Source organism: Methylobacterium sp. WL9, from assembly GCF_008040035.1.
GTDB classification, from domain to species: Bacteria; Pseudomonadota; Alphaproteobacteria; order Rhizobiales; family Beijerinckiaceae; genus Methylobacterium; species Methylobacterium thuringiense.
Genome location: NZ_VRVE01000036.1, coordinates 17,706 through 38,051, shown reverse-complemented (window position 1 = coordinate 38,051; position 20,346 = coordinate 17,706). Strand labels below are relative to the sequence as shown.

Annotated in this window: 18 protein-coding genes and 1 pseudogene; 10 read left to right on the top strand and 9 right to left on the bottom strand. The window is 68.4% G+C overall.

Annotated features, from left to right (window positions below; translation table 11 throughout):
- Positions 1–242, bottom strand: a pseudogene (locus FV217_RS12375) (hypothetical protein); the annotation flags it as partial.
- 394 nt (positions 243–636) lie between these two features.
- Here FV217_RS12375 and FV217_RS12370 point away from each other — a divergent pair.
- Both FV217_RS12370 and FV217_RS12365 read left to right on the top strand, forming a co-directional pair.
- The gene (locus FV217_RS12370) at positions 637–1,569 is read left to right on the top strand and encodes a lipid kinase (protein WP_147817483.1); all 933 of its coding nucleotides are present in this window, start codon (positions 637–639) and stop codon (positions 1,567–1,569) included.
- 47 nt (positions 1,570–1,616) lie between these two features.
- Positions 1,617–2,357 (top strand): TerC family protein, encoded by a 741-nt coding sequence (locus FV217_RS12365; protein ID WP_147817482.1) that lies wholly within the window; start codon positions 1,617–1,619, stop codon positions 2,355–2,357.
- A gap of 140 nt (positions 2,358–2,497) precedes the next feature.
- On the opposite strand, the gene FV217_RS12360 is transcribed toward FV217_RS12365, so the two are convergent.
- The 6 genes from FV217_RS12360 to FV217_RS12335 form a co-directional block, all read right to left on the bottom strand.
- Positions 2,498–4,768, bottom strand: a complete 2,271-nt coding sequence (locus tag FV217_RS12360) for a TonB-dependent siderophore receptor (RefSeq protein ID WP_147817481.1) — start codon at positions 4,766–4,768, stop codon at positions 2,498–2,500.
- 143 nt (positions 4,769–4,911) lie between these two features.
- On the bottom strand, positions 4,912–5,763 hold the full coding sequence (locus FV217_RS12355) for a phosphatase PAP2 family protein (RefSeq protein WP_147817480.1): 852 nt from the start codon (positions 5,761–5,763) through the stop codon (positions 4,912–4,914).
- 246 nt (positions 5,764–6,009) lie between these two features.
- Complete coding sequence (locus tag FV217_RS12350; protein WP_147817479.1) at positions 6,010–6,882, bottom strand: alpha/beta hydrolase; 873 nt, start codon at positions 6,880–6,882, stop codon at positions 6,010–6,012.
- A 168-nt stretch (positions 6,883–7,050) separates the two neighbouring features.
- Positions 7,051–9,093 (bottom strand): EAL domain-containing protein, encoded by a 2,043-nt coding sequence (locus tag FV217_RS12345; protein ID WP_187272538.1) that lies wholly within the window; start codon positions 9,091–9,093, stop codon positions 7,051–7,053.
- A gap of 746 nt (positions 9,094–9,839) precedes the next feature.
- Positions 9,840–10,694, bottom strand: a complete 855-nt coding sequence (dapD, locus tag FV217_RS12340) for a 2,3,4,5-tetrahydropyridine-2,6-dicarboxylate N-succinyltransferase (RefSeq protein WP_147817477.1) — start codon at positions 10,692–10,694, stop codon at positions 9,840–9,842.
- Between the two features lie 163 nt (positions 10,695–10,857).
- On the bottom strand, positions 10,858–11,565 hold the full coding sequence (locus FV217_RS12335; RefSeq protein WP_147817476.1) for a glutathione S-transferase N-terminal domain-containing protein: 708 nt from the start codon (positions 11,563–11,565) through the stop codon (positions 10,858–10,860).
- A 158-nt stretch (positions 11,566–11,723) separates the two neighbouring features.
- Here FV217_RS12335 and FV217_RS12330 point away from each other — a divergent pair, with 158 nt between their 5' ends.
- The 7 genes from FV217_RS12330 (at position 11,724) to FV217_RS12300 (ending at position 18,504) form a co-directional block, all read left to right on the top strand.
- The gene (locus tag FV217_RS12330) at positions 11,724–13,076 is read left to right on the top strand and encodes an oligosaccharide flippase family protein (RefSeq protein ID WP_147817475.1); all 1,353 of its coding nucleotides are present in this window, start codon (positions 11,724–11,726) and stop codon (positions 13,074–13,076) included.
- Positions 13,073–14,248 carry a GNAT family N-acetyltransferase gene (locus FV217_RS12325; protein WP_246682774.1) on the top strand — a complete coding sequence of 392 codons (1,176 nt, stop codon included), beginning with the start codon at positions 13,073–13,075 and terminating at the stop codon, positions 14,246–14,248. The genes FV217_RS12330 and FV217_RS12325 overlap by 4 nt, the downstream gene beginning before the upstream one ends.
- 137 nt (positions 14,249–14,385) lie before the next feature.
- On the top strand, positions 14,386–15,135 hold the full coding sequence (locus FV217_RS12320) for a YebC/PmpR family DNA-binding transcriptional regulator (protein WP_147817474.1): 750 nt from the start codon (positions 14,386–14,388) through the stop codon (positions 15,133–15,135).
- Positions 15,136–15,333: 198 nt separating this feature from the next.
- On the top strand, positions 15,334–15,726 hold the full coding sequence (locus tag FV217_RS12315) for a hypothetical protein (RefSeq protein WP_147817473.1): 393 nt from the start codon (positions 15,334–15,336) through the stop codon (positions 15,724–15,726).
- Positions 15,727–15,895: 169 nt separating this feature from the next.
- The gene (locus FV217_RS12310; protein WP_147817487.1) at positions 15,896–17,152 is read left to right on the top strand and encodes an adenosylmethionine--8-amino-7-oxononanoate transaminase; all 1,257 of its coding nucleotides are present in this window, start codon (positions 15,896–15,898) and stop codon (positions 17,150–17,152) included.
- A gap of 145 nt (positions 17,153–17,297) precedes the next feature.
- Complete coding sequence (locus FV217_RS12305) at positions 17,298–17,693, top strand: response regulator (RefSeq protein WP_147817486.1); 396 nt, start codon at positions 17,298–17,300, stop codon at positions 17,691–17,693.
- Positions 17,694–17,958: 265 nt separating this feature from the next.
- The gene (locus tag FV217_RS12300) at positions 17,959–18,504 is read left to right on the top strand and encodes a MarR family winged helix-turn-helix transcriptional regulator (RefSeq protein ID WP_238232366.1); all 546 of its coding nucleotides are present in this window, start codon (positions 17,959–17,961) and stop codon (positions 18,502–18,504) included.
- Positions 18,505–18,682: 178 nt separating this feature from the next.
- Here FV217_RS12300 and FV217_RS12295 read toward each other — a convergent pair whose 3' ends face one another.
- Positions 18,683–18,865, bottom strand: a complete 183-nt coding sequence (locus FV217_RS12295) for a hypothetical protein (RefSeq protein ID WP_147817471.1) — start codon at positions 18,863–18,865, stop codon at positions 18,683–18,685.
- A gap of 155 nt (positions 18,866–19,020) precedes the next feature.
- On the opposite strand from FV217_RS12295, the gene FV217_RS12290 reads away from it, so the two are divergent.
- A complete protein-coding gene (locus tag FV217_RS12290) occupies positions 19,021–19,938 on the top strand; it encodes a DMT family transporter (RefSeq protein WP_147817470.1) in 918 nt (305 codons plus the stop codon).
- 48 nt (positions 19,939–19,986) lie between these two features.
- Here the strand turns inward: FV217_RS12290 and FV217_RS12285 are convergent, their stop codons facing one another.
- A complete protein-coding gene (locus FV217_RS12285) occupies positions 19,987–20,256 on the bottom strand; it encodes a hypothetical protein (protein WP_147817469.1) in 270 nt (89 codons plus the stop codon).
- Positions 20,257–20,346 lie beyond the last annotated feature (90 nt).

The following is a 20,346-nucleotide window of genomic DNA, read 5'->3' as shown; positions in this document are numbered from 1 at the left end:
AGGCAGAGTTCCAGGCCAAGTTCGAGCCGGCTCGGCGCGACGTCCGGCCGTGCCGGCTCGAACTTGGCCTGGAACTCTGCCTCGCGTTCGGGCTCCGCCTGCGGCTCGGCCGCCCTCGGTTTCACCACATCCGTCTTCGCCGGAGGGTCGACCCAGCCGGCGGCCGGCTCGGCCCGCGCGGAAGCACCGGCGAGCAGGAGCGCGGTCAGACTGGATGCGGTGAGGGCAAGGAAGGGGCGCATGACTGACCGGGATATGGCGGACCGGGATTCCGGTCGAGACTGGTGGCCGAGCGTCACGGGCTCGACCTCTTGCAACGTCGGCGGATGCCGGCGCGGTTCCATCGCGCGGGTCCCGGTGCATGCCAGGGCGGCGGCGGCGGAGCAAGCTGCCGCGAGGCGGCTCTTGCCTGCGGGGATCCGGCGAGCGCCACCGCGGCCGGCCGCATTTCCCTCGGTCGTCCGGCCTTGCCGCCACGCTCGGACTCCCCACCTTGGGCGTGATGGGTCCGGGCCCCTCTGGCGGTCGAGGCGTCGACCGTGATGTCGGGCCCCCTCGCGCCTTGCGCTCACGCCGCGCCATCAGGCTGCCCATGCCCTCTCCCCTCGCGAAAACCCAGGCCCGCGGATGGTCGCTATGAGCGCGCCGCCACGCCGTGCCCTGATGCTGGTCAACCCGAACGCCCGCAACGGCGGCGTACCGCTCGATGAGATCCGCGAGATCTTGCGCAGTGGCGGCATCGAGCCGGTCGAGCCGGGAGGACCGGATAGCGGCCAGGCCGATTGCAGTGCCGTCATCGCCCGCAACGCGAAGGGCGCCGACCTGATCATCCTGGGCGGCGGCGACGGCACGCTCAACGCGGCCGCGCCCGCGCTGGTCGAGACCGGCCTTCCGCTCGGAATCCTGCCGCTCGGCACCGCCAACGACCTCGCCCGCTCGCTCGGCCTGCCCCTCGATCCGCTGGCGGCGGCGCGCGCCATCACCACCGAGGCGGCCCAGCCGGTCGATCTCGGCTGCGTCAACGGGCATTACTACTTCAACGTCGCCAGCATCGGCTTCTCCGCCGACCTCGCCGGCGAGCTCACGGCCGAGGCCAAGAAGAAATGGGGCACGGTGGGCTACGCCATCGCCGCCTTCCGGCTGCTGCGCCGCGCCCGGCCGTTCTCGATCACGATCGAGCATGACGGCAAGGTGGAGAAGGTCACGACGATCCAGGCCTCCGTCGGCAACGGCCGCCACTACGGCGGCGGCATGACCGTGTCGGAGGACGCCACCGTCGACGACGGCAAGCTCGATTTCTACAGCCTCGAGGTCGACCATTGGTGGCGGCTGATCGCCCTGCTGCCGGCTTTGCGCCGGGGCACCCACGGCGAGGCCGCGGACGTGCGCGCCTTTCGCACCACCGAGATCGTGCTGAAGACGAAGAAGCCACGCCCGGTGAACACCGACGGCGAGCTCGCCACGCACACGCCCGCCCATTTCAAGGTGCTGCCGAAGGCCGTACGGATCTTCGCGCCGGAGCGGAGCGCACGGCCCTCGGCGCAGACCGGCTTCCGGATGCCGTTCTGACACGCCGGCTCACCTGAGGACGAAACGACGACGAGGACCGACCGCGCGTGGACCACATCCTGCAACTCGCCGCCGATCCCACGGCCTGGGTGGCACTCGCCACACTGGTGGTGATGGAGATCGTGCTCGGCGTCGACAACCTGATCTTCATCTCGATCCTGACCAACCGTTTGCCGGCTCACCAGCAGACGCGGGCGCGCCGCATCGGCATCGGGCTGGCGCTGGTGCTGCGGCTCGGCCTGCTCGGCACCGTCGCCTGGATTGTCCACCTCACCGAGCCGGTCTTCGCGGTGTTCGGCCAGGGTTTCTCCTGGCGCGACCTGATCCTCATCGCCGGCGGGCTGTTCCTGCTCTGGAAGGCCACCAAGGAGATCCATCACAGCGTCGACCCGGACGGCACTCAGGCCGAAAAGAAGGGTCCCGGCCTCGGCTTCGCCGCGGCGATCGGCCAGATCCTGGTACTCGACCTCGTGTTCTCGATCGACTCGATCATCACGGCGGTGGGCATGACCGAGCACGTGCCGATCATGGTCGTCGCCGTGATCGCCGCCGTCACCGTGATGCTGGTCGCCGCCGACCCGCTCTCGCGCTTCATCGCAGCCAACCCCACCGTGGTGATGCTGGCGCTCGGCTTCCTCATCATGATCGGCATGACGCTGATCGCCGAAGGTTTCGGCGCGCATGTCCCCAAGGGCTACGTCTACACCGCCATGGCCTTCTCGGCCGCCGTCGAAGGCTTGAACATGCTGGCCCGGCGGCGGAGGAAGCGGAAGGCGGCGGGAGCGTGATGTTTCACGTGGAAGCGGGGCCGTTGGGCCAACCCGATAGGGGCTCGTGGCAGCAGGGCCGAAGGCTGGTATCGGCTTCCTTCAGGCATCCGCGTTATACTGTTTCCGCGAAACCAGTATAACGCGGCCGGATCAGCCCCTCACCAGCGATAGATCAGGCTCCCGATGACGGTCGCCGGGGCGCCGCGGTAGCAGAAGCCGGCCTGGCAGTTGGTGTAGTCGCGATCGAAGATGTTGAAGCCGTTGATCTGCGCGCGAAAGCCCCGGTACTTCGGATCGATCGCGGCGAAGTCGTAGGCGACGAGGGCGTCGAACAGCGTCACCGTCGGGTTGCGCACGGTGTTCAGGTCGTCGGCAAAGCTCGAATTGGCGAAGCGCAGGCCGCCGCCGAGGGTCAGGCCCGACAGTGCCGAGGAGGGCGGGAACAGGTAGCTGGCGAAGGCGGTGAAGGTGTCGCCGGGGATGCCGGAGAGCGAATTACCGTCGATGGCGACGGGGTTGCCGGCCCTGTCGGCGGTGGTCTGGCGCACGAAGGTGAAGTCGAGGTGGGTGTAGGCCAGCGTCAGATTGGTCCCCGGCGCGAGGTTGGCCGTCATCTCCATCTCGAAGCCGCGGGAATTGACCGCGCCCGTGGCGACCTGGTTGGCGATGTTGTTCGGGTCCTGGCGCAGGATGCTCGACTGGTTGATGTCGAAGCCGGCCACCGAGGCGATGATGTTGGTGCCCGGCACGAGGTATTTCACGCCGGCCTCGATCTGGTCGCCGGTGGCGGCCTTGAAGGCGCGGCCGTTGATGTCGGTGCCCGATTGCGGGTTGAAGGTGGTCGCGTAGCTCGCATAGGGCACCATGCCGGGCGCGAGTTCGTAGTTGAGGCCGACGCGGTAGGTGAAGGCGGCGTCGTTCTGGCTCTGCGGCGTTCCGGCGATGCCACCCGCGGCGCTCGACGTGTCCTGCGAGACCCAGTCCTGCCGGCCGGTCAGCGTCAGCACGAAGCGATTCCACTTCGCCTGCTCCTGCAGGTAGAGGCCGACCTGGTCCTGGGCCTGCTGAGCGGAGCTGGTCAGGCTCGGCCGGGCGATGAACTGCCGCCCGTAGTTCAGGGTGGTCAGGTCGAGATCCGGCGCGGTGCCGAAGCCGAAGCGGCGGTTCCAATCGTAGTGGGTGTAGTCGATTCCGGCGAGCAGGGTGTGGGCCACCGGCCCGGTCGCGACATGGCCCTCGACCTGGGTGTCGACGGCGACCGAGCGCAGGCTCTCGCGGAACAGCCCGGTCGAGCGCTGCGCCGAAAGCCCGGTGACCGAATCGATCTGGACGTAGGGGAAGTCGCCGTCGACGCCGTAATGCCGGAAGTTCTGGCGCACGATCAGGTCCGGCGAGAACCGGTGCTCGAAGGCGTAGCCGATGCGGTATTGCTCGGACCGGAAGGCGTTGAAGGCGCCGTCGCCCTGATAGATCCGCGAGACCTGAAAGCCGGGAAAGTTGAAGAAGGCCGAGGTGCCGGGCAGCTTGGTCTTCTGGAACTCGGTGAGCACGGTGAAGGTGGTGTCGGCATCCGGCCGCCAGGTGAAGGCCGGCGCGATGTTGACGCGGTCGTCGGTGGCGCCGGGCAGGAAGGTGTCGGACTGGCGCACCACGCCGGTCATCCGGTAGGCCATGGTGCCGTCCGAGCCCTCGACCGGGCCGCCGAAATCGAAATTGCCCTGGAAGCGGTCGAAGTTGCCGGCTTGGAACTGTACCTCGCCGAAGCGGGTGAAGACCGGGCGCTTCGTGGTGACGTCGAGGATGCCCCCGGGCGAGCCGAGGCCGTAGAGGCCCGAGGCCGGCCCGCGCAGGATGGTCACGGCCTCGGCGCCGTAGGGCTCGATCCGCGGGACGGTCAGGCCGACCGCCGACTGGCGCAGCCCGTCGCGGAAGATGCCGTTGTAGGTGACGTCGAAGCCGCGGATGTAGATCGCGTCGAAGCGCGGATCGAAGCCGAACACGTTGGTCGCCGCGCCCGGCGTGTAGGCCAGCGCCTCGTTGAGGCTCTGAACGTTGCGGTCGTTGAGCTGCTCGCGCGTCACCACCGAGACCGATTGCGGTGTCTCGATCAGCGGCGTGTTGGTCTTGGTCGCGGTGGGGCTGACGCGGGCGGTGTAGCCGGTGACGCCGGAGGGACCGCCGCCGCCGCCGCTCGTGGCCCCGCCATTGCCGTCTCCGGGGATCGTCACCGGGGCGCCGCCCTGCCCGCGGCCCTCACCGACGCGTCCGCGCGTTGCGCCGCCGCCCTCGACCGAGATGGTCTCCAGCGTCGTCGCCGGCTGCGCGACCGCCTGCGTCGGGGACGCCACGACCGACACCGATGTCGCCAGCACCGTCCCGAGGGTCAGGATCGCGGCGAGACGCGGCGGCTGGGTACGACAGGTTGGCATGGGTACTCCTCGACGCCACTGACCCGGAAGGGCCACAACTCAAGGATGCCAACAATGGTCAAGCTTCGCAAGGAATTCGCGTTTTCGAACAGATAGTTAGATTGATTACAAACTAGTGGCCCAAGCCGGGTTGCACGCGCCGCTCACAGCAACGGCTCGCGCGCGGCCGCCTCTTCGCGGGCGCAGATGGCGGCATCGGGTTTGGTCCCGTTGCCGGCGAGCGCCTTCGCCAGTTCGACGCGCGCGCGGTCGAGATCCGCCCGGAAGCCGGGATCGCTCATCAGCGCGGCGAACACGACCGAGGCGTTGGTGCGCGCGACGACCACGTCGCTCATCCAATGCACGCCGCAGACGACGCGGCTCTCGCCGTAGAGCCGTCCGCGCACCAGGAACTGCGTCGCCTTCTCCGGCATCAGGCCCGCCATGATCATGGCGTAGGCCCAGCCCTGCGTCGAATGGCCGGAAGGGTAGCTGAAGCTGTCGGCGAGCTTCGGGTCGCGGGCGACGCAGATCGGCGCCTCGTTGCCGACGAAGGGGCGTAGCCGGCGGTAATGGCGCTTGGGTGCCCGCACCGCCCGGACGAGGTCGAGGCGCGCGCGCTCGAGCAGCGTGATCAGGTGCGGCACACGCGCGGTGTCGAGGCGCTGCCCGAGCACGCAGGAAAAGTCCTCGAGGAGTGCCGCGGCGCCCTCGGCCACGTCGTTGGTGGCGAGCTCCCAGCGCGCCGTGCCGGCATAGGCGCGCGTCGCGTTGTAGATCGCCCGGTCCGCGCTCTCGGAGGCCGAGTGGCCGCCGGGCGGCGGCGGCAGGATCGCCAGCGTGTCGGGCGCGGCCTCGTCGCTGAGATACGGCTTATGCGCCGGCTTGTCGGAGTTGACCGGATCGGACGCGATCGAGGGGGCCGACGGCTCCTTGGATGGCGCCTTGTCCGGTTCGGCCGAGACGGGCGACGCCGCGAGGAGCAGGGCGGCCAGCAGGGTCGGCAGGCGAAGCATCGAAACGGCCTTGGATGAGACCCGCAGACGCGGGCGAGGCGAGATCTGGGACACTATGCGGTTTGCCGAAGCGGGTTCCGGGTCGGCAAACCAACGCGCAGAGGCTTAATGCCGGCATGCGACGGCATCGTCACGATCCGATCTTACGGGGTCCCGGATGAACCGGAGGAATCCGACGCCGGAATCGATCCCTTTATCTTTTGCCGGTCTGCGTCGATCGGGCGGGCGAAAGGCGAGGCCCCGGCCTCACACCCCGCGGATCGCCGCAGCCGTCTCGCGAGAAAACTCCTCGTGCGGGCTGAGCGCGCCGGGAATGCGCGTCGCGACGACCCGGCCGGACGCGCATAGCGCATCCATTTCCGCCCCCGAGCGGCGGGGCGCCCCCTCGGAGCGCAGCACCTGCACCGGCGGCAGGTCCGATCCGAACAGGTCGAGGAAGGCCTCGCGGCTGCCGACCGGATCGAGCCCGCCGGTGACGAAGGCCGCCGTGCCGAAGCGTCCGCCGCGCTGGCGGGTGATGCCGTGCTTGGCCGCGATCAGCTCCGGCGTGACATGGGCGGGGTCGGCGAAGACATGCGCGCGCATCATCCGCCCGATCACGGGTCTGCTGATGTTGGCCCGGTAGAGCGCCTCGCCGACGACCGGCATCTCCACCGCCCTGCGGATGCGCCCGAACCAGTCCGCCCGGCCCGCACCCATCGCGGTGGGCAGGGGGCCGCGCCAGGTCGGGGCGACCAGGACCAGCCGCCCGAACGCCTGCGGATGCCGCCGCGCCGCCGCCACGAGATAGCCGGCGGCGTGGCCGGCCGCGATCCCGAGGGCGTAGGGGCCGGGGGCGGCGGCGATGAGCGCATCGAGGAAAGCGTGGAAGGTCGCCGGTTCGAGGGGCACCCGTACCCGGTCATGCGCGCCGAAGCCCGGCCAGTCGGGCACGAGGCAGCGATGGGAGCCGGACAGCTCGCGAGCCAGCGGCCGCATTTCCGCGCGTGCGGAAATCGAGGACAGGGCCGGCAGCAGCAGCGCCTCCGGCCCCTCGCCGATCACGTCGCAGGGCGTCGGCACGCGCCAGCCGGCGACCGTCAGGTCGAGGGTGCGGGTGGTAGGGACGGGATTTGCCATGCTCGGATTCCTCGATACGCGGCGGCCAGCGCTCAAGGTAGGTCGCAGCGGCCGCCCGGCATCCTCGCGGCGCACCGATCCAAGGGGATGCCGGCCGGTCGCAATAAAAATCGTCGAAAAACAGAATCCGAGAGACGCCGGTCCGATGCAATCGGATCGGATACGGTTTTAGTGCCGAACCTGCAGGTCGATCCGATCGATGATGCAGTTCACTTCCGAGGACGGGCGCGGCTTACTGTACAGATAGCCTTGCGCCTGGTGGCAATTCCTGGATTTCAACTGTGCGATCTGCTCCTGATTTTCGACCCCCTCGGCCGTGGCGATGATGCCCAGGCTGTCGCAGATGCCCATGACGGCCTGGACGATCGCATTGCAATCCGCGGCCTCTCCCAATCCCTCGATGAAGGAGCGATCGATCTTGATCTTGTCGAAGGGAAAGCTCCTCAGATAGCCGAGCGAGGAATAGCCCGTGCCGAAATCGTCCATCGAGATCGACAGCCCGAGGGCTTTCAGCTGATGCAGGACGGCGCAGGTATGCGCGCTGTCGTTGATCATGATCGATTCGGTGATCTCGATTTCCAATCGTGTCGGGGCGAGGCCCGAGGCGGCGAGCGCCGACCGTACGGTGTCGACGAGCCCGAACCCCCTGAACTGCGCCACCGACACGTTGACCGCGACCTTGATGTGCTCCGGCCATGCCGCCGCCTCGCGGCAGGCGGAGTGCAGGACCCAGGCGCCGATGTCGACGATCAGGCCGATTTCTTCGGCCAGGGGAATGAAATCGGCGGGAGGCACCAGGCCCCGCTGGGGCGAATGCCATCGGATCAGGGCCTCGAACCCGCAGACCAGGTCGCGTTCGATGTCGACGATCGGCTGGTAGTAGAGTTCGAACTGGTTGGCCGCCAGGGCGGTCCGCAGATCGAGTTCGAGCCGCCGCCGCTCCTGCAGCAGCACGTCCATCCCCGGCTCGAAGTAGCAGTAGCGGCCGCGCCCGTGGGCCTTGGCCCGATAGAGTGCCAGATCGGCAGACTTGAGGATCTGGTCGGGGTCCATGCCGTCGCCGGGCGCGAGCGCGATACCGATGCTGACCCCGCTCGCGACGAGATGGCCGTCGATCTCCTTCGGAACAGACAGCGCACGGATCAGGCGATCGGCCAGGACCTTGCTGTCGTCCGGATGCCCGACATTGGTCTGAACGATGGCGAACTCGTCCCCGCCAAGCCGGGCGACGGTATCGGTCTCGCGAACGAGGCCGCGCAACTGCTCGGCGACGGAGACCAGCAGCGTGTCGCCCACCGGGTGTCCGAGCGTGTCGTTGATGGTCTTGAAGCGGTCGAGATCGAGGCAGAGGACCGCGCAAGGCTCGCCGCGCTTGACCCGGCGCAGGGCGTCGTCCAGCCGCTGGCGGAACATCACCCGGTTGGGCAGATCCGTCAGGGCGTCGTGCATCGCCATGTGGGCGATCTGATCCTGGGACCGGCTGCGGTCCGAGATGTCTTCGATCGTCGTCACCCACGATCCGTCGGCCATCGGCCGGTGGATGACGGAGACGACGGTGTCGGGCAGCATCTTCAGCACGGCGCCGCCCCCGCCCGCCTGCAGGATCAGCGCCCGCTGCTGTCCGTACAGGGCGCCGACCGAGACGGCCGGCTCCATCCGGCGGCGGCCGAGCAAGGCCCGCACGATGTCGACGAACGGCGTTCCCGGCACGATCTCGCCGGCCGACAGGCCGCAGATCTCGGCCATCCGGGAATTCGCGAGGACGAGGCGCTCCTCGGCATCGAACAGGCAGAGCCCCTGGGACATGTTGGACAGGGCGGCATCGAGGTTCCGCACCAGACCGTCGCGATCGATCTTCTGGGCCGTCACGTCGCAGGTGACCTTCGCAAAGCCGACGAGCCGGCCGTCCGGATCGCGGATCGCTTCGAGGACGACATGCGCCCAGAAGCGGCTGCCGTCCTTGCGGACCCGCCAGCCATGGGTTTCGAACTTGGACTCCGCCGCTGCCGCGAGGGTCCTGGCCGGCGCTCCCGCGGCGCGATCCTCCGCAGTGTAGAAGGCCGAGACATGCAGCCCGATCGCTTCGGCGAAGGTATAGCCCTTGTTCCGTTCGGCGCCCTTGTTCCAACTCGATACGTTGCCCTCTGGCGTCAGCCTGTAGACCGCGTAATCGCTCACGGCCTCCAGCAGCATGCGGAAATCGTTCTGCATGGCGTTCGCGTCGAGATCGGAGTCACGATAAGCATCGGAGCTCGACAAGGTCATCTCAGGCCGCAGCAATGTTGTTCCGTCGATCTTATTCTGAAACTGCATCAGACCGGCCTCGACGAATTTGCAGGGCTGAATTTATCGTAAGCTTGTCTTCAAAGATTAGTATCTATTTGTTAACATTTCATATTGTTGATATGATTAATTTTTATCCCGCTGATACAGTCGAAAATTGTCAGCATCCGCCAAATAGACTATCAGAAATTGTATTTTTCTTCGGGATGGACTTGAACGACCTGGCTTTCGGATGAGCCGTTCGTGTTTCGCCGTATGGCGGGAACAGGCCTCCGACGGCTCCAGGGACAGGTCCACATCGCCGAAGGGCGTCTCCTACCGTTTCCGGTCGATTGCAGCGGCGCCGTGCCTGTCCTCGCCCCCTGGGCGAGGGAGACCGCGCGCTAGCACGGTGGAGTGGCAGCGCCGAGCCTGTGCCGGCAACGCCGCGTCCCCTCCGTCCGCTTCGCGGCCATCTCCCCCACAGGGGGAGGAGGGACCTGCCGCATACCGATCCGATCGACCGGAAACGGGATCACGAAACAGCTGCGACACCGGAATGGCCGGTGGAAGCGCTCCGCTCGGCCGGAAGGCGCTCTCGGCGATCCTCGTGACGCGCCGTCCCGCCATCGGCGCATCGGTCGCGATCATGGAGGAGCCGCGATCGCATACCGACGTCGCGACGGGGACCGGCCTCAGGTCCGTAGCAGCTCGTTGATGCCGGTCTTCGCCCGGGTCTTGGCGTCGACGCGCTTGACGATGACCGCGCAGTACAGGCCGGGGCCCGGGCTGCCATCGGGGAGCGGCTTGCCGGGGGTCGTGCCGGAGACGACGACCGAGTAGGGCGGCACGCGGCCGTAGAAGGTCTCGCCGGTGGCACGGTCGATGATGCGGGTCGAGGCGCCGATATAGACGCCCATGGAAAGCACCGAGCCCTCGCCGACGATCACGCCCTCGGCGACTTCGGCGCGGGCGCCGACGAAGCAGTTGTCCTCGATGATCACCGGGTTGGCCTGCAGCGGCTCGAGCACGCCGGCGATGCCGGCGCCGCCGGAGATGTGGCAGTTCTTCCCCACCTGGGCGCAGGAGCCGATCGTCACCCAGGTGTCGACCATGGTGCCCTCCCCGACATAGGCGCCGAGGTTGACGAAGGACGGCATCAGCACCGCGCCCGGCGCGATGAAGGAACCGCGACGCACGAAACAGCCCGGCACGGCGCGGAACCCGCCGGTCCGGAACTCGGCCTCGCCCCAACCCTCGAACTTCGAGGGCACCTTGTCCCACCAGGTGGACGAGCCCGGGCCGCCGGCGATCGGCACCATGTCGTTGAGGCGGAAGGAGAGCAGCACGGCCTTCTTCAGCCACTGGTTCACCTGCCAGCCTTCGCCGGGCTGGTCGCCGGTCTTGTAGGCGACGCGTTCCCGGCCGGAATCGAGCAGGTTCAGCGCGTCCTCGACGGCCTCGCGCACCGCGCCGGTGGTCGTGGTGGAGATGCCGGCGCGGTCTTCCCAGGCGGCTTCGATGGTCTGGGCGAGGGCGTCGTGGGACATAGGGTGTTTCCGGGCGGGCGGGACGGCAAGAGCGCTTTCCGACGAAGTGGTCTCCGGTTCGTCGAAAGAAGGCGCGGCAAGACAGAAGCTCAGAGCCGAAGGCCTGAGACAGGCGGCCTCTCTACAAAAGCCGCCCGTCGCTGTCACGGTCCGGGGGCGCCTGTCAGCGTTTCGTACTCCCGGCGGTCTGGCCGAACATCACCTTCTTGGCGTCGTCGCTCATGGTCTTGCCGTGATCGGGATTGACCTCCGGGGCCTTGGCATAGGCGGCCCTCGTCGCCGGGCGTTCGGCAATCGCGTCGAACCAGCGCTTCAGGTGCGGATTGTCGTCGAGGCGCTGGCCCTGCTTCTCCCACGGCACGATCCAGGGATAGGCCGCCATGTCGGCGATGGAATAGTCGGGCCCGGCGACGAACGCCCGGTCGGCCAGGCGCCGGTCGAGAACGCCGTAGAGGCGGTCGGTCTCGTTGACGTAGCGGTCGATCGCGTAGGGGATCTTTTCGGGCGCATACTGCGAGAAATGGTGGTTCTGCCCGGCCATCGGCCCGAGCCCGCCCATCTGCCAGAACAGCCATTGCAGCACCTCGGCCCGGCCCCGGATGTCCTCGGGGATGAACCGCCCGGTCTTGTCCGCGAGGTAGAGCAGGATCGCGCCGGATTCGAACAGCGCGACCGGCGCGCCACCGTCGGCCGGGTCGTGGTCGACGATCGCCGGCATCCGGTTGTTCGGGGCGATCTGCAGGAAGTCCGGCTTGAACTGGTCGCCCTTCCCGATGTTCACGGCCTGGATCCGGTAGGGCAGCCCGGTCTCCTCCAGGAACAGCGTCACCTTGTGACCGTTCGGGGTGGGCCAGTAATGCAGGTCGATCATCGCATGCTCCGGAGACGCTGACGGGCTACCCTCTCGAGGGCCCACATGACCCTGCCCCGGAGCGTCGGCAACCGGCTTAACCCGCTCGAAACGCTGCGGCGGGTACGATGTGAACTGGTGCGTGTGCGCCTGCGCACGCCGATTCGCGAAGAATCGCCATGGCAGCGGGTCTTTCCTTCGACGCTACGGTCGGACGGCTGAAGGCGGCCCGTTCCGGCGCCGGTCTCTCGGCCGTGAGCGTGTTCGCCGTGCGGATCGCGGCCGCCGGCTTCGCCTACGCGGCGCAGGTCCTGATGGTCCGGCTGATGGGCGGGACCGAATACGGGATCTTCGCGACCGTCTGGGTCTGGATGACCATCCTCGGACACACCGCCACGCTCGGTCTCTCGCAGGGCGCCTGCCGCTTCCTGCCGGCAGCCGAGGCGCGGGGGCACCGGGCCGAGATGCGCGGCTTCCTCGCCGGAGGGGCGGCGGCGAGCATGGCGGGCGGATTGGCCGTGTCGCTGATCGGACTCGTCGCCCTGCGGGCCGAGGGCCATCTGCTCGCCGGCCCCTACGGCGTGCCGATCGTGATCGGCGCCCTGGTCCTCCCGCTCCTGGCCTTCCAGGATTACCTCGAAGGTGTCGCCCGCAGCCGCAACTGGGCCGTGCTCGCCATCGCGCCGCCCTACCTGCTGCGCCAGGGCCTGATGATGGCCGCGATGGTCGTCGCGGTCCTGGCCGGCGCACCGGCCAAGGCCTCGGTGGCGTTGGCCTGCATGCTGCTGGCGACCGGCATCGCCGTGACCGTCCAGGGCGGCCTGCTCCTGGTGCGGCTCGGACCGCCGCTTCTACGGGGCGAGCGCCGCTACCGCTGGCGGGAATGGATGACCGCCTGCCTGCCGATCGCCGCCGTGGAACTCGCGGCGGCCGCCTTCGCCTTCGTCGACGTGCTCGTGCTCGGCCTGCTGATGCCGCCCGCCGCGGTGGGCCTGTACTTCGCCGCGACCCGCATCCAGCAGCTCGTGATCCTGGTCCATTATGCGGCCTCTGCCGCCACCGCGCAGCGCTTCACCGCCGCCAAGGCGCAGGGCGACATGGCCGGACTCGACAACCTTGTGCGCGATCAGGCCCGCTGGGTGCTCGGCGCCACCGCCCTCGTCGGCGCGGGCACGGTGATCGCGGCGCCGCTGCTGCTTGGCCTGTTCGGGCCGGAATTCCGCGAGAGTCTTCCGGTGCTGACGGTCCTCGTCGTCGGCAGCGTCGGAGCCAGCCTGTTCGGCCCCGGCGAAGACCTGCTGACCATGCTCGGCGGGGAGAAGCTCTGCGCCGGCATCACCGTGGCGATGCTCGGCCTCGGGGCCGTGCTCTGCTTCGCGCTCGTTCCGTGGCTCGGCCTGATCGGTGCGGCCTTGGCCATGGCCTGCGTGACGATCCTGCGCGCCGCCGCCATGGCGGTCGGCGCCCGGGCCATCCACGGCATTGCGACTCCGGCGTTTTCGCAGGTTTTCGCGCGCAGGACGGGGCGGTGATCGCACCGATGGGTCGTCGCGGAGCCGAGGCCAGAAAGGGCGCGTGTCGGGCCCGGCAATCGGTTGGGATCGTCGATCTGGCCACCCTGAGAGCCGAGCCGCAGGCCTGGGACGATTGCGTCGCGCGCGCCGTCGAACCCCATCCGCATTTCAGCCGGCACGTCATCGAGGCGCACCGCCAAGCCGGGCTGCTGCGCGACGACTGCGCCTTCGTCATCGTGCGCACCGGCGAGCGGCTCGACGCGATCCTGCCGTTCCGCAGCGGCCTCGACATCACCGGCCTCGGCACCGCGGTGGCCCAACCCGTCCTCTCGCCCTTCATGCCGTCGAGCGCGCCGCTCGTGGCCGGCGACGCCTTCGCCGATACTCTGGCGACCCTGGTCGCGGGTCTGGCAGAAGCCTCCGGCGGCCGCGCCTGGCGTTGGCCGCTGCTCTCGATTTCAGGCCGCGCCGGCCAAGGCCTGCTCGCCGCGATGCACGAGGCCGGCTGGACCACCGGTATCGTCGAAACCTTCGAGCGCCCGGTGCTCGACCGCCGCCCGAGCCACGATGCCTTCCTGACGGACCATCCGCACATGAGCCGGCTCAAGGACCTGCGCCGCCGCCGGCGCCGGCTCGCCGAGGCCGGCACCCTCGAACGCGTCACCGCCACCGAAGGCGAGGCGCTCGCCTCGGCTCTCGAAGACTTCCTGGCCCTGGAAGCGGCGGGCTGGAAGGGCGAGGCCGGCACGGCCCTGGCCTGCCGCCCCAAAACCCTTGCCCTCGCCCACGCTCTGTTTGCCGGCACGGCAGGCCCGGTCACCGTGCGGGCCGACACCCTCAGCCTCGACGGGCGCCCCCTCGCCGTCAGCCTCGCGCTGATCGCCGGCGGCACGGCCTGTCTTCTCAAGACCGCCTACGACGAGCGCGAGCGCGCCCTCGCACCCGGCCTGGTATTGGAAGCCGAAATCGTTCGCGCCTTTCACGAGACCGCCTTCGCCGAGCGGCTGGACTCGGCGACACGCGCCGGTTCGGCCCTGGAGAGCCTCTATCGCGAGCGCGAGACGATCGCCGAGATCATCGCGATGCCGCCCGGGGGCGAGGCCCGGCTGTCGATCGGGCGGCGCGTGGCGCTGGCCCGCTTCGAGCACCGGGCGAAGGCGGAGGCCAAACGCCTGCTGAAGCGCGGCTGAGCCTTCTCCATCACCCGCGTTGCCACCGCGCGCGCGCCGGTCCTATAACGCAGCCCCATTCCGCGAGACGTCAGGCGTAGAGGATCCCGCTCTCGGGAGCCCTCCGCTCATCCGACACAAGAAGAAAAGGTCACGCCATGGCCGGGCATTCCCAGTTCAAGAACATCATGCACCGCAAGGGCCGCGTCGACGCGGTCCGCTCGAAGCTGTTCGGCAAGCTCGCCCGCGAGATCACGGTCGCAGCCAAGCTCGGCATGCCCGACCCTGCGATGAATGCCCGCCTGCGCGCGGCCATCGTCGCAGCGCGGGCCGAGAACGTGCCCAAGGACAACATCGAGCGCGCCATCAAGAAGGCCAGCGGCGCCGACGGCGAGAACTACGAGGAGATCCGCTACGAGGGCTACGGCCCCGGCGGCGCCGCGCTGATCGTCGAGGCGCAGACCGACAACCGCAACCGCACGGCCAGCGACGTGCGCTCGGCCTTCACCAAGTCCGGTGGCAGCCTCGCCGAGACCGGCGCCGTCGCCTTCATGTTCGACCATGTCGGGCTGGTCGAGTTCGCCCCCGAGGTCGGCGATGCCGACGCCGTGCTGGAAGCCGCCATCGAGGCCGGCGCAGACGACGTCCGCTCCTCCGAGGACGGCCACGAGATCTTTTGCGAGCAGACCGCCTATGGCGAGGTCTCGAAGGCGCTGGAGGCGCGATTCGGCGAGCCGCGCCGCACCGCCTTGATCTGGAAGGCCCAGAACTTGGTCGACGTCGACGACGAGACCGGCGAGAAGCTGATCCGCCTCGTCGAGGTCATCGAGGACCAGGACGACGTCCAGAACGTCTTCGTGAATTTCTCCTTGTCGCCGGAACTGATGGCCCGGCTGGCGGACCAGTAGGCCCGGCATTACCGTGTCGTTCTGACGCAGTTCGATGCCGACGATTCCATCGTCTGCCTAAACAATGTTCTGGCAGCCGATCGGTGACAGGATCATGCTGGCGCCGCTGTCCAGAGTACGACGGCATGCATCCTGTGGATGGCTCTTTGTCCATTTGGTGCGGTGCACAAAGCGTATGGAAGCGCCTAGTCTCGGGCGATGACCTCTGCGAGTCGTGCCGTGAAGAAGATCCCGAAGAACTTCGCCGACCTGCCCCCGATCCGGGTGCGCAAGGAACCGCCGACGCTGGTCGAGGCGGTCGCCGCCGCGCAGGATCTCGCCGACGATGTCGAGCAACAGGTCGAGATCGCGGCCGGCCTGATCGGCCTTCCCCTCGACGAGGTTCGCCCCCACGTGCTCGCCGCCGCAAAGGAACGGCAGGAGCGGCCGCGGGAGCGGCTTCCCGAACGGACCTTCGACCGGATGCCCGACCGGATCATGAGTCCCGGCTCACCGACCCGTGCCCCGCGCACCGTAGTCGTCGAGCGCCGGACCCGCCCGACCGTAGTGATCGAGCGCCGCAGCGGGCGCCCGCTCGAGCCGCGCCGCTAGAAGCAGGCTGCGAAAAAGTGGCAACGGTTTTTTGCGCGAAGCCTGCTCTCAACTTTTGAACCGATTACGTTTTCTGCGTTTTGATCGGACCGATCAAAACGCAGCGTGATCGAGGCGTCTCCGACAGCTGGACTTGACCCGGGACGCCCCTGCCTCGCATCCCGTCGCCATGACCGAACGGCGCGGCGATCATCTCTGGCGGCCCTATACGCAGATGAAGCTGGCGGTAGCCCCGCTCGAAGCGGTGGCGACGTCCGGCAGCCGGATCACCCTGGCCGACGGCCGCGCGCTGATCGACGGCATCGCGTCGTGGTGGACGGCGGTCCACGGCTACAACCATCCCCATATCCGCGACGCGGTGAGCAACCAGCTGCAGCGGATGCCGCACGTAATGTTCGGCGGCCTGACGCATGCCCCAGCCGAAAAATTGGCCGCGCGCCTCGCCGCCCTGCTGCCGGGTGATCTGAACCACGTCTTCTTCACGGATTCCGGCTCGGTCGCCGTCGAAGTCGCCCTGAAGATGGCCGTTCAGCTCTGGCTGAATCGCGGCGTAAGCGGCCGCACCCGCGTGCTCGCTTTCCGCGGCGGCTATCACGGCGACACGATGGGCGCGATGTCGGCCTGCGATCCCGACGAGGGCATGCATCGCCGTTTCGGCGCCTACCTGCCGTCCCAGGTTTTTTGTGACTTGCCGCGCACGGCTGCCCCCGAAGCCGCGCTCGACGCGGCGATGGCCGCCCATCGTCACGAGCTCGCGGCGGTGATCGTCGAGCCGCTTGTCCAGGGCGCCGGTGGCATGCTGATGCATCCGCCCGAGGTGCTGGCGACGATCGCCCGGCTCAGCCGCCGACACGGCCTGCCGCTCATCGCCGACGAGATCTTTACGGGCTTCGGCCGCACCGGCTCGCTCTTCGCCTGCGAACAGGCCGGTGTGGTGCCCGACATCGTCTGCCTGTCGAAGGCGCTCACCGGCGGCACCATGGCGCTCGCCGCCACCGTCGCCACCTCCGAGATTTTTTCGCAGTTCTGGTCCGACGACCCGGCTCATGCGCTGATGCACGGCCCGACCTTCATGGCGAACCCGCTCGCCTGCGCCGCCGCCAACGCGAGCCTCGACCTCTTCGAGGCCGAGCCACGGCTCGCGCAGGCCGAGGCCATCGGTGCACGTCTCGACGAAGGCCTCGCGCCTTTGCGGAAAAAGCCGGGAATCGCGGATGTCCGCGTGCTCGGCGCGATCGGCGTCGTCCAGTTCGCAGGGACGCCCGATCTGGCCGTGCTCAAGCAAAAATTCGTCGAGCGGGGCGTCTGGGTGCGGCCCTTCGGCGACATCGTCTACCTCACCCCGGCACTGACCATCCCGGAGGGAGACCTCGACCGCCTGATTGCGGCGGTCTGCGACATTGCGGCGGCCCCGGAAGGACGGTGATCTTCACGCGACACCGATGCGGCGCTGCAACCACGGCTCCCGTTCCCCGTTGGCTGTTCACGATTCCAGCACTAGCCTCACGGCGAATGACGGCAGAGCGGCGCAAAGCCGCCCAATGGGTCTCGAACAAGCTCAGGAGTGAATGGTGGCGAGCGAGACGACGAATCCGGCAGACGACGATCGCCCGGTGATCCTCTTGGTGGAGGACGAGGCGCTGACGATCATGGATCTCGGTGATGTCCTCGAAGACGGCGGCTACGACACACTGCAATGCGCGTCCGCCGAGCGGGCCCTGAGCATCCTCCAGGCCCGCCCCGACATCTGCGGGCTCGTGACGGACGTGGAATTGTCGGGCAAGGCCAACGGCTTCGATCTCGCCAACTCGGCCTCGCAGGCACGTCCCGAGCTTCCGATCCTGATCGTCTCGGGCCGGGCCGCCCCCGATCCGGACCGGATGCCGGAGGGCGCGCAGTTCATCGCACGACCCTGCGCAGGCGAAGACATCTTGGCCCGGCTCAAGGGGCTGATGCCGACCTGCTGAAGCGGCGTCCCGGAGCAACGAAGAGCCGAGTAAGCTTTACGTCATCGCGCCGTCACGGTTAGGCTGGCAGAAGCTCCCGAATCGAGCAGCGCCGACAGGCGTGACAGCTCGCATGTCTGTCGGAGGAGCATCGGTCATGTCGGCGAGGCAGGGTGAGCCGGCGGACGCATCCGTAACCAGTCCGCCCGGCGGTCATTCTCCTGAAACGGGTAAGCGCGGCGTGGGCAAAGACGGCCCGGGCAAAGACGGCAAGCAGGCCAAACCGATGCGGGCTCCGGCCTCCAAGAGCGTCGGCTGGGCGCTCGTCCAGGCCGCCCGTCTCCATCGGGCCCGCGTCGGCGACCGGCTCGCCGCCCTCGACCTGTTCGCCGGGCAGGAGCAGGTGGTGCAAGCGCTGGCGGTGGCGGGCTCGATGACCATGGGCGACCTCGCGGCGACCCTGCGGGTCCGTCCTCCGACCGCTTCCAAGACCATCTCGCGGCTCGCCGCCCTCGGCTTCGTCGAGCGCCGGGCCGAAGCCGGCGACGGCCGCATCGTCCGCGTGCGGCTCACTGAGACCGGCATGGCCAAGGCGGCGGCGATCGAACGGATCTGGGACGAGGTTGAGGCGGAGTTGCTCGACGATTTCGACGGCAAGGAGAAGCGCCGCCTGCGCAAGCTCCTGCGCAAGGCCGCCGGCAATCTCGCAGAGGCGGCGGGCGTCACCGGCCACGAGGCCGATCCGGAAACGGACGGCGATCCGGATGTCGACGACGAGGCCGAGACTCTGATCGGCCCAGTTACGTCGGATGCGGTGGCGCGCCCAGCTTAGTTTTTGAGATCTTTCCCATCCGGAAGAGACACTTTGTCGTCATTCCGGGGCTCGCCGCAGGCGAAAACCCGGAACCCACGCGCAACGCTGTGGCCGGTTGTCGGTTCCGGGTTCCGCTTTGCGGCCCCGGAATGACGGAGAGCGTATCAAACCCGTCATCGCAGACTTCTCAAAGTAATCAGTCGCGTCCGTCAGAATCGCGTGCGAGGCGAAGTGCCCGCAGCCGCTCGGTCCGATCATCCACCGCGCGCCGGTCGGCCTCGATCTCGTTCCAGATCGTAGCAGCCTTCGCCTGCTGTTCGGCCGCCTTGGCTGCTTTGGTCTCGGCGCGATCGATATTGTGGCTCTGGTCGCGGGACATTCCAGCTCCTCTATTGCATCTCAAGGTTAGATAGGGTCGCCTCCTGCCCGGGACGAGTCTTGGGACGGCCAAGCTGCGTTGTTCGGCAAGGCTTTTTTCGTTTTTTTGAGGGTTGGCGTGGCATCGCACGGCCGATTCCGCCAGACACCGGGGCGATGACCCCACCGTCCCCACCCGTCATGACCCCGGACGCCCGCGCCCGGCGAGACCGGCTCGTCGGCATCGGGCTGATGTGTCTGGCGCCGATCTTCTTCGCGGGCCTCGACGCATCGGGAAAGATCCTGGCCCGCGAGGGTGTCGACCCGCTGCTCAGCACCTTCATGCGCTACGCAGTGAACGTCGTGCTGGTCACCGCAGTGCTCAACCCGGTGACCAAGCCCGGCGTCGCCCGCACCCGGCGGCTGCCCCTGCAGGTGGCGCGCTCCCTGCTGCTGTTCGGCTCGACCGCCTGCAACTTCCTGGCGTTGCGCTCGCTTCAGCTCGCGGAGACCGTGTCGATCCAGTTCGCGGCGCCGCTCGCCGTCGCGTTGCTGGCCGGCCCGCTCCTCGGGGAATGGTCGTCCCGTCGGCGGCTCGTAGCGATCGCCTTCGGCTTCGTCGGCGTACTCGTGATCGTACGGCCGGGGATCGGCACGATGCAGCCGGCGCTGCTGTTCTGCTTCGGCAACATGAGCTGCTACGCGCTCTACATCATCGCGACGCGCAAGCTCGCGGCCTACGATTCCAGCGCCACCACGATCTTCTATTCCGGTCTCGCCGGGCTCCTGCTGATGAGCCCGCTGCTGCCCTGGATCTGGACTACGCCGGCTTCCCCTCTCGCCTGGGCGATGCTGATCGGCGTCGGGCTGTTCGGCACCGCCGGACACTGGCTGCTGGTGCTGGCCCATGCCCGGGTGCCGGCCAACGTGCTGGCGCCCTTCATCTACACGCAGATCCTGTGGTCGGTGCTGCTCGGCTTCCTCGTCTTCGGCGACGTGCCGAGCGTCTGGACGCTGCTCGGGTCGGCGATCATCGTCGGATCGGGCCTCGCATTGCTGGCGCAGGATGCGGCGCGGCGCCGTCGATCGTCATAAAAAAGGCCGGGCAGCGCGCCCGGCCGATCCATCCCGCACTCCGACCGCTCAGTGGTAGTGGCGGCGGTTGTGGTAGCCGCGGTGCGAGCGCATGCGGGTACGGTAGCCGCGACGGCCCGGATCGATCCCGAGGACGCCGTTGACACCGCCGACGGCTCCGCCAACCGCGCCGCCGACGATGCCGCCGATGGGCCCGGCGACGCGATTGCCCTCGTTGGCGCCACGGCGCATGCCGCCGGGAACGCCCTGGGCGTCGGCTGCGCTCGACAGGGTCAGGGCGGAGAGCGCCACCGTGGCGGCGATCAGGAGATGCTTCATACGGGCGTTACCTCTGCTGTCCGGCACACGATCGCAGCGCCGGATATTTGTGATCCGATCGATGTCGGGGCCGTTGGGAAACCTTGAACG